Source organism: Opitutaceae bacterium (assembly GCA_015075305.1).
GTDB lineage: Bacteria > Verrucomicrobiota > Verrucomicrobiia > Opitutales > Opitutaceae > UBA6669.
Map to the genome: position 1 here is coordinate 34,478 of JABTUS010000013.1, position 15,907 is coordinate 50,384.

The following is a 15,907-nucleotide window of genomic DNA, read 5'->3' on the forward strand; positions in this document are numbered from 1 at the left end:
TCAATCGAATTCCCCCGGTCGACGCACATGCACGCCATTATATTTCGCGCCATGTTTGCGGGAGGCGCGTCCGGTGTGTCATGCATCCCAGATGGAAACACCCTGCATCCATATTCACGCAGTTGAGTTTTTCGAATCGTCCGCCTTCGTGATCACGTGGATTCCCATTCTTCGGCCGTTCATCCAGCTTCAGCAGGGCCCGCATCGCCCCGCCCGGAGTGCATCCGGCTCAAGGGCGTGCGCCAGAACAATCTCAAGGGATTCGATCTGGATGTGCCGCTCGGAAAATACGTTGTCGTCACAGGACTGAGCGGGGCGGGCAAATCGTCGCTCGTCTTCGACACGCTGCACGCCGAGGGACAGCGGCGCTATGTCGAGACGTTCAGCGCCTACACCCGGCAGTTTCTCGACCTCCTGGACAAGCCAAGGGTCGATTCGATCGAAAACATCCGGCCGTCCATCGCGATCGAGCAGTCCAACACGGTCAAGACCTCGCGCTCGACGGTGGGCACGATGACGGAGCTGACCGACTACTTCAAGGTGTGGTTCAGCCATGTCGCACACTGCTTCGATCCCGTGACGGGGGAAAGAGTGGAGGACGACACCCCTCAGTCGATCTGGACAAAAACGCTCGAGCGGCACAGCGGCCGCAATCTCATCATCGGATTCACGATTCGGAAACCGGAGAAGCTGGCATGGGAGGAGATTCTGGCCAGCCTCAAGGCACAGGCCTACGTTCGAGCGCTCGTCCCCGAAACGGACACCGCTCCTGCGCGAATTATCGTGCGGCGCATCGAGGATCTGCTGAAGGATGCCTCTCTGCTCCGTGCACAAACGGCAATCACGGTCGCCCAGGATCGTCTGGCCGCACTGCCTGAAACCAGGGCGCGGTTTCTTGAGGCGGTTGAAGCGGCGCTGCACTTCGGCCAGGGACAGGTCCAGCTCTTCGACGCTGAATCGCTCACCGAACTCAGCCGCTACTCGCGCGGTCTCCATTCGCCCGCGACGGGACGCACCTTCCGCGCCGCGTCACCCGCGCTTTTCTCGTTCAATTCGCCCCTCGGTGCCTGCCCGCAGTGCCGCGGCTTCGGGCGAATCATCGAGATCGACTACCGGCGGGCCATACCCGACGGAAACCTCTCCATCGAGGAGGGCGCGATCAAGTGCTGGGAAGGCGAGGTGTACAGCGCATCCAGGGATGATCTGCTCCGCGTCGCGCGAAAGCAAAGGATCCCCACACGCGTGCCGTTCTCCAGCCTGACCGAAGCGCAGCGCCGATTCGTCATCGACGGAGAGGATGGCTACGGTGAAAACGGACTCGAATGGCCGAAGGCCTGGTATGGCGTGAAGGGTTTCTTTCGATGGCTCGAAAAGAACACCTACAAGATGCACGTGCGCGTCTTCCTCTCGCGCTACCGCGCCTACAACCCCTGCCCCGCCTGCCGCGGCACCCGGCTGCAGCCGGAATCGCTCTGCTGGAAATGGAACGGCCACACACTGCCATCGCTGTATGCGATGCCGGTGGGCGACCTTCGCGCCATTCTGGAGTCATCCCCATCTTCCGCGGCTGGGCATGCCGGCTCACACAGCGCGTCAATCGCCTTCGATTCCATCCTCACCCGGCTGCGCTACCTCGACGAGGTGGGGCTGGCTTACCTCACGCTGGACCGGACATCCAAGACCCTCTCGGGCGGCGAGGTTCAGCGCGTGAACCTGACATCATGCCTCGGAACCTCGCTCGTCGACACCTTGTTCGTCCTCGATGAACCCAGCGTCGGTCTTCATCCGCGCGACATCGACCGGCTCATTTCCATCGTGCGCACACTGACGGACGCGGGCAACACGGTCGTCGTTGTCGAGCACGACGAGGCCATGATCTGCGCGGCGGACCACGTGATCGAAGTCGGACCGGAGCCCGGCGCGCGCGGCGGGGAGATTGTCTTCCAAGGATCCCTGGAAGACCTGCTGAAATCCCCGTCCAGCCTCACCGGCGCATACGTGTCCGGACGCCGCAGCGTTCCCGTGCCATCCACGCGTCGTGCCGTTTCCCCATCGGATCCTCACCTGAGGCTGAGGAAGGTCACCAAGCACAATCTCCATGGCGTCGACATCGACATTCCGCTGCGACGGTTCGTCTGCCTGAGCGGTGTATCCGGTTCGGGCAAATCAACGTTGCTCGACCACGCCATCCATCAAGGCCTGCTCACAAAGGCCCATCAGTTGACGGAGGATCCAGCCAGTATGGAGAGCATCACGACCGATCTCGAGTTTTCCGAGGTGATGCTGGTCGATCAATCGCCGTTGACGCGCACGCCGCGCTCGAATCCCGCCGTGTACACCGGCGCCTGGGATCTCATACGGGACCTTTTTGGAAAACTGCCCGAGGCGCGGAAAAACGGCTTCTCCTCCTCCAGTTTTTCCTTCAACAGCGGCGACGGTCGCTGCGAGCACTGCCGGGGGCTCGGATACGAACGCGTGGAAATGCAGTTCCTGTCCGATGTCTTTGTCCCCTGCCCCATCTGCGAGGGTCGCCGCTTCAAACCGGAGGTGCTGGCCATCTCCTGGAACGGCCATTCCATCTCCGATCTTCTCTCCACCCCGGTGAGGGAGGCGATCCTCATCTTTGCGGACGAACCGCGCATCCAGCGGCGACTGGCTCCGCTCGAGGCCGTGGGACTCGACTACCTGACGCTGGGGCAGCCCCTGAACACGCTGAGCGGAGGCGAGGCGCAGCGTCTCAAACTCGTGCGGTACCTGGGTGCGTTCGCCTCGGACGATCCCTCCCACGCGCTGCTCCTGCTCGACGAACCCACCACGGGACTGCATCGCCATGACGTCCTGCGTCTCGTCGGCGTCCTTCAATCCCTGGTGGGGCGGGGGCACAGTGTGGTGGTGATCGAGCACAATCTCGATGTGCTCAAGTCCGCCGACTGGATCGTCGAGATCGGCCCGGGGGCGGGCGCTGACGGCGGACGCATCGTGTCGGCCGGCACGCCCGAGTCCTCGGCAGGAGGGAAAACCGCGACGGCGCCATTCCTCGCCCAGGCGCTGGGCGAGGCGCGCGAAGGAGAGGACCGTCCGCAGGCTGTGGCGGAGGCGCAGGGAGTGTATTCAAAATCCAGTGACACGATCGCCGCTCCCGCGAGCCAGGCGCTCACGTTGATTGGCGCCCGGGAGAACAATCTGAAGAATCTCTCGGTCTCGCTTCCGCACCGCGAGCTCATCGTGGTCACGGGAGTGTCGGGCTCGGGCAAGTCGACGCTGGCCTTCGACATCGTGTTCGCCGAGGGGCAGCGCCGGTTCATGGAGGCGATGTCGCCCTATGCGCGCCAGTTCGTCGAACAACTGCCGCGCCCCGACATCGACCGGCTCTCGGGAATTCCACCGACGGTCGCGATTGAGCAGCGCGTTACCCGGGGATCGAGAAAATCCACGGTCGCCACGATAACCGAGGTCGCCCAGTACCTGCGCCTGCTCTACGCGCGGCTCGGGGTTCAGCACAATCCCGACACGGACAAGCCCGTCGAACCGATGTCGCTCCGGCGTCTGACGACCCACATGGAGCGCCTGCTGGAGACGCCCGGTGCAAAACGCTCAAGGCAGATTCTGCTCTGCGCCCCACTCATACGCGGCAGGAAGGGGCATCACCTGCCCATTGCCTCCTGGATCGCTGAGCACGGATACCCGCTCATGCGGGTCGATGGAGGCATCGTGCGCGTGAAGGATTTCAAGGGAGTCGACCGCTACAAGGAGCACGACATCGAGGTTGTGGTCGGCGACCTGAAGGCTGTCATCGATCCCGAGGGATCCGGATCCGCGAAGAACAGGCGGGGATCAACGCGCAGCCCGGAGGCCCGCCGCACAGGACCCGCGGAGTTTCTCAAGGATGCCCTTCGCATCGGAAAGGGATCCTGCTTTCTGTCCACGGCGCAGGGGAAGATCATCTCCTGGCTTTCGACAACCCGGACCGACGCCGAGACCGGCGAGAGTTTCCCGGAACTGGATCCGAAGCATTTTTCCCACAATTCGCCGCGTGGATGGTGCCCGACCTGCCGCGGGCACGGCCGTGTCTTTCCGTGGATGCTGGAGATCGACGAGGAGGCCGATGACGAAGACCCCGCCGTGCGCCTTCGCCTGTTCGGCATTGAATCCGCCGAGGACCTCGCCTCCGAGGGCACACCCTGTCCGGAATGTCACGGCGAGCGACTCAACCGCATCGCACGCGCCGTGAAGCTCCACCTGCGCGGCGGAAGGACCGCCATCTCCCTGCCATCGCTGCTGCGGTCGACCCCCGCCGAGCTGCTTGCCACGCTGGGGCGACTTGAACTCGATGCGCGCGGGAGACTGATCACGCAGGACGTCATTCCCCAGATCAGGGAGCGTCTCCGTTTTCTTGACCACGTGGGACTGGGTTATCTTTCACTGGACCGCCCCACCGACACGCTGTCGGGCGGGGAGGCCCAGCGCATTCGTCTCGCCGCCCAGCTCGGCACCAATCTCGCCGGCGTGCTCTACGTTCTCGACGAACCCAGCATCGGGCTGCATGCGCGCGACAACAACCGCCTCATCGAAACGCTGCTGAAACTGCGCGACAAGGGGAACTCGCTGCTCGTCGTCGAACACGACGATGAAATCATGCAGCGGGCTGACCGCATCGTGGATCTCGGCCCGGCCGCCGGCATTCATGGCGGAGAACTGCTCGCCAACGGAACGCCTGTAGAAATCAGAAGCAGCAAGAGCTCGATCACAGGACTGTTCCTTGAGCGCGGCATCATCCACCCTTCTCGCCGATCCTACCGGACGGTACCGGATGGTCCGCATGGACGCGACTGGCTGCGACTGACAAAGGCGCATTTCCGCAATCTCAAGGGCTTCGACATCGCGATTCCACCAGCGCGGCTCGTCATGGTCGCCGGCCCCAGCGGCGCGGGCAAATCCACCCTGTTTCGCGACCTGCTGCACCCCGCCGTCAAGCACGCCATCGCCGGCGATCTCGAACGCCTCAACGGAAAGGACTTTGTCAGGAACTCAAAGTTCGCTGCTGACGGAGGCACTGCCAGGCCATCGGCTCCTCCCTTTGCCCTGCTCACCGGTGGCAATGCCTTCCGCTCAGTCATCGAGGTCGATCAATCACCGATCGGAAAAACCCCAAGGTCCACACCGGCGACCTATCTCGGCATCTTCGATCTCATCCGACAATTCTTCGCTGCGCTGCCGGAGTCGAAGGTCCGTGGCTACGCACCGGGTCGTTTTTCGTTCAACACACCGGGAGGACGCTGCCCGACCTGCGAGGGCGGCGGTCGCATCCGCATGGAAATGGCCTTCATGCCCGACACCTACCTGCCCTGCGACGACTGCCAGGGACTTCGCTACGGCCCGGAGCTCGCCGGTGTCACATGGAAGGGGAAGAGCATCGGTGAGGTGCTGCGCCTGTCCTTTGAGGAAGCGGTTGAATTCTTTGATTTTCACTCCCGCATTTCCCAGGTCTGCAGGCTGATGAACGACTGCGGCCTCGGCTACCTGACGCTTGGACAAAGCTCCCCTTCCCTCTCCGGTGGCGAGGCCCAGCGCCTGAAGCTGGTGACCGAACTCTCGCACGGGCTCGCGACCTTCCGCGAGCGCAGCCGCGGGCAGCAGCCGCGCAATCTCTACCTGCTTGAGGAACCTACGATCGGACTCCACCTGAGCGATTGCGAACGGCTCATCGCCCTGCTGCATGCCCTGGTCGATCAGGGACACAGCGTTGTTGTCATCGAGCACCACCTCGACCTGCTCGCAGAAGCCGACTGGATCATCGAACTCGGACCGGATGGTGGCCCAAATGGAGGCGAGCTCATTTATCAGGGCCCGCTTCAAGGTCTGCTGCGCAACAGGCAAAGCCCAACCGCCCCCTACCTTCGCAAGAAGCTCACTTCCGACGCCAGCTCACTTCCGAAACGCGGCGAGACCGCTACATCCCGAAGACCTTGAGCAGCCCGTTCCAGATGGATGCCCAGAATTTTCCCGCCTTCTCAGCCGCACCCGCCTGCGCTGTTTCCTGACAGATGAAAACGCCCGGTCCGGCAAAGAGATCGTCGAACAGCGGATTCATGTCGCGATAGTAGCCCCAGAAGGTCTCCGCCCTGACGGGCCGATAGGCCAGATTCGGCGTAAACCCGATCGTGGCATCCTGATTGGTCCTGCGGGCCGCGCGTGCCTGTCCATCCCGCTCCGTCAGGTGCTCGGCGCGCACACCCCGTGTTCCCGCGACAATCAGGCGGCAGGGTCCCCTGAATTCGAAAAACCTGAACTGCAGGGTCACCCAAGACAGCCACCTCCAAATCACCCACCGTCTTGAAATGCGCAGGCGTTCACCGGCTGGATTGATTGCCCCTGCGAGATAACTCGGCCTCAGGATCAATGATCCACCCTGCGGCACCTGCACCACCGCCAGCTCGATGTGCGGATCCTTGGCATTGGAAAAGGTGACAAGATACTGCGCTCCCGCGGTTGAGTTCCGCATCTCGACAAGTTCCGACAGTCCGCAGGCAAGACTCGTGAAGGGAATGCTCCAATCGAGAAGGAATCGCGTCTTTCGGGTCAGACCTTCATCACTCGCCTGCAGGTACTTTTCCTTCACGCGCAGGCGCTCCCCCGGCCACAGGAGCGAATCCACGGATACATGGCTGGGACCGACATCCGGATTGAAGCCAGCCACCGAACTGAATCGAAGCGGCCTGCCGGCAGCCACGAGTGGCGCGATGCCGTAGTACATGAAGAGCTTCCAGAGTGTCGGTCCAAACAGGTAGGTCGCCAGCGCAACCGCGATGTACCACTTGCTCGCATCCCACGCGGCCTTCAGATAGCGCATGCCCGCGGCGTCCGCGTTTTCCGCATGGACAATCTGACGATCGACTCGTTCGAGCGAAAGCGCCACACCCTCCTTCTCCCACAGCGTGTGCGTCAGCAGCCGTTCAATCTCCGGGAGTTTTCCGGCCGCCTCCTTTTTCAACGCCTCCACCTTCTTCGCCTGCTCTTCGTTCATGCGCTGCTGCTCGGCGTTGCCAAACAGCCGGTCCCACCAGCTTGAAAGTTCGCGCAGCATCCCCAGGATTTTCTCGGCCCTCTGAATTCTGTCCTTTTGCAACGCCGCCTCCGCCTGAATTGAGGCGATGCGCGACTCGATCTGCGTCTTCAGCGTCAACAAACGCTCCTTCTCACCCTTCAGCGCAGCCACCACCTGGCTGTTCCCGCCCTTGGCCGCGCGCTGGTCCTGAATGAAAAAGTACAGCGCATACGCCACCAGCGCCAGGACAACAATCAATGTCACAACCGCAAGTTTCTGCAGGAGCCAGGCAGCCAGTTTCGCGAGTAACGATGACATTCAAATCACTCTGGACCGGACCGCATGCGGTTTTCAACCGCCTTTGGACGACCGTGCATCGCACCACGCCTCAGTATCGAATGAGAGGGGTTGCGATTCATCGATTTTGACGATTGATATCCTTTGTAGAACCGACGCTGCAATCGTTCCGAGACACCATCCAAAACCGTCATGTCAAAAGCCATTGTTTCTCCGCTATACAACTCCGATGTTTTCCGCATGGCCTGCCGGCAGTTTGACCAGGCCGCCGATGCGATAAGCATTCCGGAAGCCGTCCGGGACAGAACCAAGTGGCCGCGACGCTGCATGGCCGTGTCCCTGCCGGTCCGGATGGACAATGGAACGGTGACAATTTTTGAGGGCTACCGGGTTCAGCACAATCTGTCGACGGGTCCGTCCAAGGGCGGCGTCCGTTTCCATCCGGATGTCACGATCGGCGAGGTAGCCGCGCTCGCGATGTGGATGAGCTGGAAATGCTCGCTGGCGGGCATTCCCTACGGTGGTGCCAAGGGCGGCGTTATCGTCGATCCGGGCAAGCTTTCCGAAGGTGAACTCGAGCGGCTTTCACGCCGTTACATGCAGGAGCTGATTCCCTTCATCGGCCCCCAGATCGACGTGCCGGCCCCTGATGTCGGCACGAACGAAAGGATCATGGGCTGGATGCTCGACACCTACTCCAATCACGTCGGCCGCCTGGAGCCCGCCATCGTCACAGGAAAACCACTCTCTCTCGGCGGCTCCCAGGGCCGCCGAGAAGCCACGGGCGCGGGTGTGGCCTACCTGATCAAGTCCTACCTCGCCGATCTCAACATTCCCGTCGGCGAGGCCACGGTCGCAATCCAGGGATTCGGCAACGTCGGATCGGAAACCGCCCTCGCCCTCGACAACTACGGCATCAAGGTCGTGGCCATCTCGGATCTCTCCGGAGCCTTTCACAATGCAAAGGGCATCAATGTGAAGAAGGCCGTCGAGTACCTGAAGTTCAGCCGGTTCCTCAAGGATTTCGACGGAGGCGACGAGATCACGAACGAACAGCTTCTGACGACAAAATGCACCGTGCTTGTTCCCGCCGCGCTCGAGCGGGTGATCACGCATGAAAATGCCCCGCACCTTCAATGCAGGATTCTCGCCGAGGCCGCAAACGGACCCACAACCAACCAGGCCGACCGCGTCATCGAACGTCGGGGTGACATCGAGGTGATCCCCGACGTGCTCTGCAATTCCGGCGGGGTGATCGTCTCCTACTTCGAGTGGCTGCAGAACCTGCAGCACTACTACTGGTCCCGCGAAGAGGTCCTCGCCAAGCTCTTCGCGATGCTCGACAAGGCCAGGCACTCCGTCGAATACCAGAAGCGCAAGTTCAAGTTCAGCCGCCGGCTCGCCGCGCTCACCCTGGGCATCTCGCGCGTCGCCGAGGCAAAACAGAGCCGCGGGCTCTTCCCGTGACCAAAACAGGATTTCGCGGTGAACTTCACCCGCGCAGGGCGCGCTCGAAACGGGTGAAGAGTGGACCTCCTTGCCAATTGGGTGGAATTGGGTGCCCCATTGCGTAATGTTCAATTGCCAGAGCCTGAAAATCACCCCTGAAATCCCTGGCCTGATCGCGGAGATCGACGAGTTCAAGGGAGCCTGGCGGACCATGGACAATCTGCCTCCTGTCACCAGCCCATGGCAACGCCATGGGTTCGGGCTGAGTCGGAATGCGAAGCCCCGAAGGGGTGCAATATCACCAGCCCATGGCAACGCCATGGGTTCACAGATGAACCGAAAACAGAGAGCCCTGAAGGGGCGGCACATTTCTCTCGAGTTTGCTTCATCGCGCAGCCCGCTCACACCCGTGCTGTTGGACCAATGACGGTTGCCGATGGAATCGTAGGCGTATTCATGGCGGCGACCCGGCAGCGGCGCAGCCTGGCTCGTCACATTCGTACCGAGGTAGCCGATCCCCGCGGTCAGTTCCCCGCGTCCATTGTAGGCAAATTGGGGGTTTGTGGCGTCGCCAAAGTCCGCGTAGGCGATGCCCGCCTCGTGTGCTCTTGCTTTTCTTGATCACCACAAAGGTCAGGGGCCGACCCCGTGGGAAAGGCTTCGTGATCGGTATCGGGGCCATCCCGACGATTGTGTTCGTGCGCTGCCGAGTCTTTTTGGCGGGCGCGGTCAGTCATGTTTTCTCATCCATTTTGACCCTAACCAAAAGAACGGGGATATCGGTGCGGTGCCGGACGCCTTCGGCGACACTGCCCAGCAGCACGTCGTTCACGAATCCGTGCCCGTGCGTCGCCATCGCGATTAGATCGCAGTTCGTTTCTCGCGCAATCCGAAGGATCTCGCGGATGGGGTCGCCGCATGCGAGATGCGATGTCACATCGAAACCTTTGCCGGCCAGCTCCGCCCGATGCCGGGCGAGATGCTCGCGGTCAGCGACAATCTCGGGCGAGTCCGCGAGGTTGAGCTGCTCTCGATTCCGCGCGGCGTGACCATCGGCGACATGAAGAAGATGCAACTGGGCCCCTCCCCAGTGCGCCAGCGACTCAACGTGCGGAAGAATCGTTGCGTCGGCGGAAGTGAGATCGAGAGGGACGAGAATCGTATTGTACATCGGGATTGGTTCACGGGCGTATCCAGCCAAGGACGGTTTGCCCGAGAAGGTGGATGTTGAGCCCCGCGATAATGATCGTGACGAGCCACGCGAGACGACGCAGCCAGGGGGCGTTGACGTGATCGCCCATTTTCTTCCGGTCGCTGGTGAACAGCACGAGCGGGACTACGGCGAAACTGAGCTGAAGCGAGAGAACGACCTGGCTGAGGATGAGCAGGCGTCCCACGCCGTTCTCACCGGCCACGGCAACCACGATCACTGCGGGCACCATGGCCAGCAGCCGGGTGATCATGCGTCGCACCCAAGGCCGCAGCCGGATGTTGAGAAATCCCTCCATCACTATCTGCCCGGCGAGTGTGCCTGTGAGCGTGGAATTCTGACCGGAGGCCAGCAGGGCGACAGCAAACAGTGCGCTGGCCAGAGGCGCGGCCAGAACTGGCGTGAGCAAAAGATAGGCGTCCTTGATCTCGGCGACATCGTGCCGGCCGGTCCGGTGGAATGTCGCGGCACTGAGAATCAAGATGGCGGCGTTGATGAAAAATGCGATCAGCAGCGCCAGCGTCGAGTCGATGCTCGCGAACTTCACGGCCATCGTTTTTCCCTCGGAGGTCTTGGCGAACGCCCGGGTCTGCACGATGCTGGAGTGCAGATAGAGATTGTGTGGCATCACCGTGGCCCCGAGGATGCCGATGGCGATATAAAGCGTCGCGGGATTGCTCACGATCTGCGGACTGGGCATGAGCCCGACGAGCGCGTCCGCGACGACCGGATGCGAGACGATCATCTCGTAGGCAAAACAGGCGCCGATGAGGGCCATCAGACCGCCGACGAGACATTCGATGTAACGAAAGCCCTTGTTCTGTAGCAGCAGGACCACGAGGACATCCGCAGCCGTGATCAACACGCCGACGAGCAGCGGCAGGCCAAAGAGAAGATTGAGTGCGATAGCCGAGCCGAGAACCTCGGCGAGATCGCACGCAATAATCGCCACTTCGCACAAGAGCCACAGCACGACTGTCGCTGGCCGCGAATACTGATCGCGGCAGGCCTGCGCGAGATCACGTCCGGTGACGATGCCCAGCTTCAACGCGAGATGCTGAAGCAGGATAGCCATCAGATTCGAAATCAGGACGACAGACAGCAACGTATAGCCGAATTGGGCGCCACCCGCGAGGTCGGTCGCCCAGTTTCCCGGGTCCATGTAACCAACCGCGACGAGCAGTCCCGGTCCGGTGAAAGCCATCTGCTTTCTCCAGAAGCTCGAGTGAGGTTGCACCGGAATCGATCCATGCACCTCGGGAAGCGACGGCGTGCCATTGCTTTGCCGCCAACCTGTATCTGGAGGAAGGGACGGGGTCATTTCCATAGATGACGATGCGTTCGAAGGTGGGACTTCCCTGGGCTCCGCACGGTTCCGGGGAGGAAGAGAGAATTCATCGTCCGTGCCCTCCGTGGCAAAACCCGCCGTACTCCATGATATGGCTGTGAAATGCGTGCCGGTGATTCCAAACACCGACATGTATGGTGCCAATCCTCGTTGAAGACTGCTGATTGGGTTGGGCTCGGCAGGCCAGATAGTAGCGGCTGAACAGATCACACACCGTCAGGGGATCGCAGCGCTGCCCGTTGCCCAGAGTGAACCAGCCTTTGAAGTCCACCGTCCAGACATGGTTCGGATGCGTCGGTGTCGTCAGTGCACGGCGCGGCACCGTGTAGAGGCCCGGCTTGCGTCGCGGACGCTGACTCAAGCCGTGACGCCGCAGGATCGCTGCTATGGTGCTGCATGCCGGCGGCCGCCGGATGCCGTGGTCGCGGCGCAACAGTTTGCGCAGCTTTTTCGATCCCCACGTCCGGTGCCTGCGGCGCAATCGCACGATCAGCCCCTGGATCTGCCCGGCGGTCTGGTGCGAGCATCCTTGCGGACGGCGGCTGCGCTCGCGCAATCCCGCGGTGCCTTTCCGACGGTAACGCTTCCACCACTTGTGGCCGGTCTTCCGACTAACGTGAAAGTCCGCGCACAATTCGGTAAACGTGAAGCGGCCCGTGGCCGCGAGACTGACAAACCGATGCTTCTGTTCCATGAGGGTTTCTTCGTTCCAGGCCATAGCCTGAAAGTGTAACCCATGTCCCCGGACAGTTTGTTACCCATGTCCCCGGATCATACCATTTGTCGTCGCTCAGGTCTACGGACGTCGCTGGGGCATCGAGACGTTTTTTCGATGGCTCAAACAACACCAGCGCCTGCGAGGATTCTTCAGCAATTCGCCAAACGGCGTCCGCATCCTTATCTGGTCGGCGCTGGGCGCTCACCTGCTCGTCGCCATTGCCAGGCAGCGCAAGAACCTCCCGGTGTCGCTCTATGAAATTTTGCAAATCGTCAGTGCCTCATCGCTTGAGCAAGTTCTCTTGCAAGAGCTGTTTACGAAAGTCAATACAAGCAGTCCATCATTCGATATTCCTAAACAGTTGGAAACCAACTGGTCATAACTGGACAGCCGTGGGTTTGATTCTTTCGGCTGGTTCTATACCTTGTCGATGCACCCGGCAATCGCTCATTCATCCGAGTGACATTCACCAACACCGGTGCGAGTGAACGGGGTTCACCTTGACTGTTCCCTTTGATGTGACACATTGGACACAATCGCCGTGAAAACCGTCTCCATCCGCGAACTTCACACACGCACCGGCCACTATGTGCGCTCTGCCGCGCGCCAGCCCCTGATTGTGACGGACCGTGGCGAGACCGTTGCCAGGCTTGTACCTGCCAGCGATCCCGCCGGCCTCCCCTGCTTTTCAGACCGCCGACTCCGGCCCGGCTTCAAACGATTCCTCGCCAAGTCCCACCTTGGTTCCGAGAGCGGCGCGTTGATCTCAGAAGACCGTGATCGTTGATGCGGTACTTCGACAGCGCTTTTCTCGCAAAGTGCTACCTGCCTGAACCCGGATATCAGACGATCGTTGCGTGCGCCAGCGAAGCCGGTCGGATTGCCAGCTCCTGGTTCAGCCGGGCCGAAGTGGCTGCGGTTTTTCACCGCAAGTTGCGCGAAGGCTCACTTTCCGCGACCGAGCACCGCGAGGTTCTGGCCCAGTTTCGACAGGATTGCCGCGACGGTATCTGGCACTTCCTGCCCGTCTCCATGGAAATCCTGGAAGCGGTCGAGTCTGCGTTTGCCCAACTTCCCCCCTCCGTCTTCGTGCGCTCGGCCGACTGCCTGCATCTTGTCACAGCCCGCGAAGCCGGATTCAGGGAGATATGTTCCAACGATCGCCATCTGCTGGCAGCCGCGCCCTACTTCAAGCTCAAGGGTCTCGATCTTACCGCCGGCAACTGAGCCCCACCCTGAAGTGCGAGCATGAAGCCATCCGCGGCCTGCGACGTAGCGCAGTGGCACAACGGGAATCGGCATGCACGCAGCGGCGAGCGGGCAACTGCCTGTCACGGCTCCGTGACGAGACCGAATGGCAAGGCCAAACCAAAGTCCCAAGGCAGCGCCCGCCGCAACGCGACAGGTTTCTCTATTTCAGTCGCAACAATCGCGCATACCAGGCAATCCCGCAGCAGCGCCTTGGAAACTGCTGTCACTCGCAAATTCGAGCCTCGAATGGGCGCAATATCCCCAGCCCATGGCAACGTCATGGGTGTTGAATGAGAAAGCAAGTTCAAGCCCTGAAGGAGCGCAATGTCCCCAGCCCATGGCAACGCCATGAGTTGACGCGTGAACCGAGAACAGAGAGCCCTGAAGGGGCGGCACAATTCTCTCGAATCTACCTCCGCTGCCCATAGCACCGTTCAGCGCTCGCAATCGTCGATTTCCGCACCTACAAAAAAAGAATGGAGGGGCGCGCTCTGTTGTGCCCGGGCGACGCCGACCACAAGACGCCGCCGGTTCAATTCCCCATCGGCATCGCACAATGTGACCTCAAGTTGTACTGACATGCCTCAGCCCCTACGGGGCGATACATCCCCTACAGATGGCGAAGCGATGGGTTCGAGGTGAGCGACTGAGTCGGAAATCGGGAGCCCCAAAGGGGTGCCATATCCCCAGCCCATGGCGACGCCATGGGTTCACGGGTGAACCGAAAACAGAGAGCCCTGAAGGGGCGGTACATTTCTCTCGAGTTTGCTTCGTCGCGCAGCCCGCTGACTCCGGTGCTGTTGGACCACTGCCGGTTGCCGATGGAATCGTAGGCGTATTCATGGCGGCGACCTGGCAGAGGAGCGGCCTGGCTCGTCACATTCGTGCCAAGGTAGCCGATGCCCGAGGTCAATTCCCCGCGTCCATTGTAGGCAAACTGTCGGTTGGTGGCGTCGCCATAATCCGCGTAGGCCGTGCCTTCCTGCAATACTGTCGAGCGGAAACGGCGCGCATCGTACGTGTATGGGCCGACGCCGTGGGAATGACTCAGAGAGTCGCAGGATAGACGAATCTCACTTCCCACACCCGCGCTTCTTTGTTAGCAGCATCAACAGCGACGCTGTAAACGAGAGTGCAATTCGCGCGCGTTGGCATGCTGACTTCCCAGTAGGTCGGACGATCACCACGGTGCGCCGCAAACCACACGTCTTTTCCATCTTCAGAGAGCACCGTATACGTTATCGCCTTATCTTTCGAAAACGGATCCTTCATCAATTCCCAGCTTGGCCTCGGGGGCGACACTTGGAACTCGGGGAAACCCGTCGCCCGTTTTTGCCACCATTCGAGCGCCGCTTTCACGGCGAGTGCTAAGCCAGACCATTCATCTGCAGCTTCACTCTTCGCTGGTGTCATTTTCGATTCTGCTGCTGTCGCAGCGTGCCCGAAGCTACAGGCTGCACAACAGACGACCGCAATCCAAACAGCTCTGAGCACGTTAGAGTTCATTTCACGCGCGAGCAGTCCCAACCGTTGAGTTCCGACGAAGCCGCATCTAGCTGCGACATGATCGAACTGGTTGCCTTCTGCCCGTAATCATTGGTGGCTTTCCCGGTCGCCAAGTTCGTCCCGTGATTCGGCACTGTGCCGAGATAGTTTTGGAACCTGTCTGGAAGCCCGAAGATTTGTGGAAGATTGTAGCTCGGAAGCGCTCGATCTGTCAGCTGCCGCACCAATGCTTCTTCGAATCGCCCAGTTTGACCCGCTGGAACGGGCCCGGGAGGAGCCGGATTATTGAAGTGCAAAGTCTCGTGGATTAGCGTCGAAGCTCCGAAGTCAACAGTCGAACCACCGTAATTGAACCGTGAGTTCGCTAATGTGTTTGCGAGATTCGAGTAGTTACCTGGAAACAAATAGATTACTCCTGTCGCTTCATTCGATGTCCCTGCAGTCATGGCTGTCGCTGCTTGGAGATTCGAAGAGAGCTGGTCTGACGCCACCTCGCGAACAGTGCGACTACCGTTCTGTAGAGCCTCCACAAGTGCTCGACCTGCTTCAGTTCCACAGAGTTTCTTCATCAAATCGAGTGGTGCCTCCTTCGCTCTCTTGTTTTGAGGAACTCCGCCACCCCCCATGTATCCAGGAAATGTTGATCCGGCATTATTTCGTGGAGGGCTCAAAACACCGTCGAAGTTGATTTCAACTGAGGGAGGTCGCCACATCGGAGCCTCTACAACAAAAAGTTCAAGCTTCACAGCATTGTCCCATCCGCCTTTCTCAAAATATCGGCCTCCAGGAGAAGTCACAAAAACCGGATCCATCGTCATACCCGTATCGAGTGTTGATCCGCATGGCACTGCTAGCAGTGAAGACTGACTCCAACACATCCCATCTTCAATCATCCCCAGATAATCCCACAAATTCGCCGGGTTGTTTCTCACGAAGGCATACAAATTCAAGCCGCCGTTTTCCTGAATCGGGTCCCGGCCGATGAAGCGGCCGCTTTTCGGGTCGTAGAATCGTCTGCCATAGTTGTACAACCCAAGATCCGAAAAGTATTCCTTGGTTCCGTGGGCGTGGGTGAGGAGGCCA

At 60.6% G+C, this 15,907-nt stretch carries 12 protein-coding genes; 5 read left to right on the forward strand and 7 right to left on the reverse strand.

Going from position 1 to position 15,907, the window contains the following annotated elements; translation table 11 throughout:
- Nucleotides 1–135: 135 nt before the first annotated feature.
- The gene (uvrA, locus tag HS122_19920; GenBank protein MBE7540663.1) at nucleotides 136–5,970 is read left to right on the forward strand and encodes an excinuclease ABC subunit UvrA; all 5,835 of its coding nucleotides are present in this window, start codon (nucleotides 136–138) and stop codon (nucleotides 5,968–5,970) included.
- Here the strand turns inward: uvrA and HS122_19925 are convergent.
- Complete coding sequence (locus tag HS122_19925; GenBank protein MBE7540664.1) at nucleotides 5,951–7,363, reverse strand: hypothetical protein; 1,413 nt, start codon at nucleotides 7,361–7,363, stop codon at nucleotides 5,951–5,953. The two genes, uvrA and HS122_19925, sit on opposite strands and share 20 nt — an antisense overlap.
- Before the next feature lie 219 nt (nucleotides 7,364–7,582).
- Between HS122_19925 and HS122_19930 the strand changes: the two genes are divergently transcribed.
- A complete protein-coding gene (locus HS122_19930; GenBank protein MBE7540665.1) occupies nucleotides 7,583–8,809 on the forward strand; it encodes a Glu/Leu/Phe/Val dehydrogenase in 1,227 nt (408 codons plus the stop codon).
- Nucleotides 8,810–9,524: 715 nt separating this feature from the next.
- On the opposite strand, the gene HS122_19935 is transcribed toward HS122_19930, so the two are convergent.
- The 3 genes from HS122_19935 to HS122_19945 all read right to left on the reverse strand — a co-directional run bounded on the left by HS122_19935 (nucleotide 9,525) and on the right by HS122_19945 (nucleotide 12,067).
- Nucleotides 9,525–9,962 carry a universal stress protein gene (locus HS122_19935; GenBank protein ID MBE7540666.1) on the reverse strand — a complete coding sequence of 146 codons (438 nt, stop codon included), beginning with the start codon at nucleotides 9,960–9,962 and terminating at the stop codon, nucleotides 9,525–9,527.
- A 10-nt stretch (nucleotides 9,963–9,972) separates the two neighbouring features.
- Nucleotides 9,973–11,328 carry an Nramp family divalent metal transporter gene (locus tag HS122_19940; protein ID MBE7540667.1) on the reverse strand — a complete coding sequence of 452 codons (1,356 nt, stop codon included), beginning with the start codon at nucleotides 11,326–11,328 and terminating at the stop codon, nucleotides 9,973–9,975.
- A 67-nt stretch (nucleotides 11,329–11,395) separates the two neighbouring features.
- Nucleotides 11,396–12,067, reverse strand: a complete 672-nt coding sequence (locus HS122_19945; protein ID MBE7540668.1) for a helix-turn-helix domain containing protein — start codon at nucleotides 12,065–12,067, stop codon at nucleotides 11,396–11,398.
- Nucleotides 12,068–12,119: 52 nt separating this feature from the next.
- Between HS122_19945 and HS122_19950 the strand changes: the two genes are divergently transcribed.
- The 3 genes from HS122_19950 to HS122_19960 all read left to right on the forward strand — a co-directional run bounded on the left by HS122_19950 (nucleotide 12,120) and on the right by HS122_19960 (nucleotide 13,294).
- Complete coding sequence (locus HS122_19950) at nucleotides 12,120–12,449, forward strand: transposase (protein ID MBE7540669.1); 330 nt, start codon at nucleotides 12,120–12,122, stop codon at nucleotides 12,447–12,449.
- Nucleotides 12,450–12,608: 159 nt separating this feature from the next.
- Nucleotides 12,609–12,854, forward strand: a complete 246-nt coding sequence (locus HS122_19955) for a type II toxin-antitoxin system Phd/YefM family antitoxin (protein MBE7540670.1) — start codon at nucleotides 12,609–12,611, stop codon at nucleotides 12,852–12,854.
- Nucleotides 12,851–13,294, forward strand: a complete 444-nt coding sequence (locus HS122_19960) for a type II toxin-antitoxin system VapC family toxin (protein ID MBE7540671.1) — start codon at nucleotides 12,851–12,853, stop codon at nucleotides 13,292–13,294. The genes HS122_19955 and HS122_19960 overlap by 4 nt, the downstream gene beginning before the upstream one ends.
- Before the next feature lie 634 nt (nucleotides 13,295–13,928).
- Here the strand turns inward: HS122_19960 and HS122_19965 are convergent.
- The 3 genes from HS122_19965 to HS122_19975 form a co-directional block, all read right to left on the reverse strand.
- Nucleotides 13,929–14,306 carry a hypothetical protein gene (locus tag HS122_19965; GenBank protein MBE7540672.1) on the reverse strand — a complete coding sequence of 126 codons (378 nt, stop codon included), beginning with the start codon at nucleotides 14,304–14,306 and terminating at the stop codon, nucleotides 13,929–13,931.
- Between the two features lie 59 nt (nucleotides 14,307–14,365).
- A complete protein-coding gene (locus HS122_19970; protein ID MBE7540673.1) occupies nucleotides 14,366–14,731 on the reverse strand; it encodes a hypothetical protein in 366 nt (121 codons plus the stop codon).
- 89 nt (nucleotides 14,732–14,820) lie between these two features.
- A partial coding sequence (locus HS122_19975) for an RHS repeat-associated core domain-containing protein (GenBank protein ID MBE7540674.1) occupies nucleotides 14,821–15,907 on the reverse strand: 1,087 nt, incomplete at its 5' end.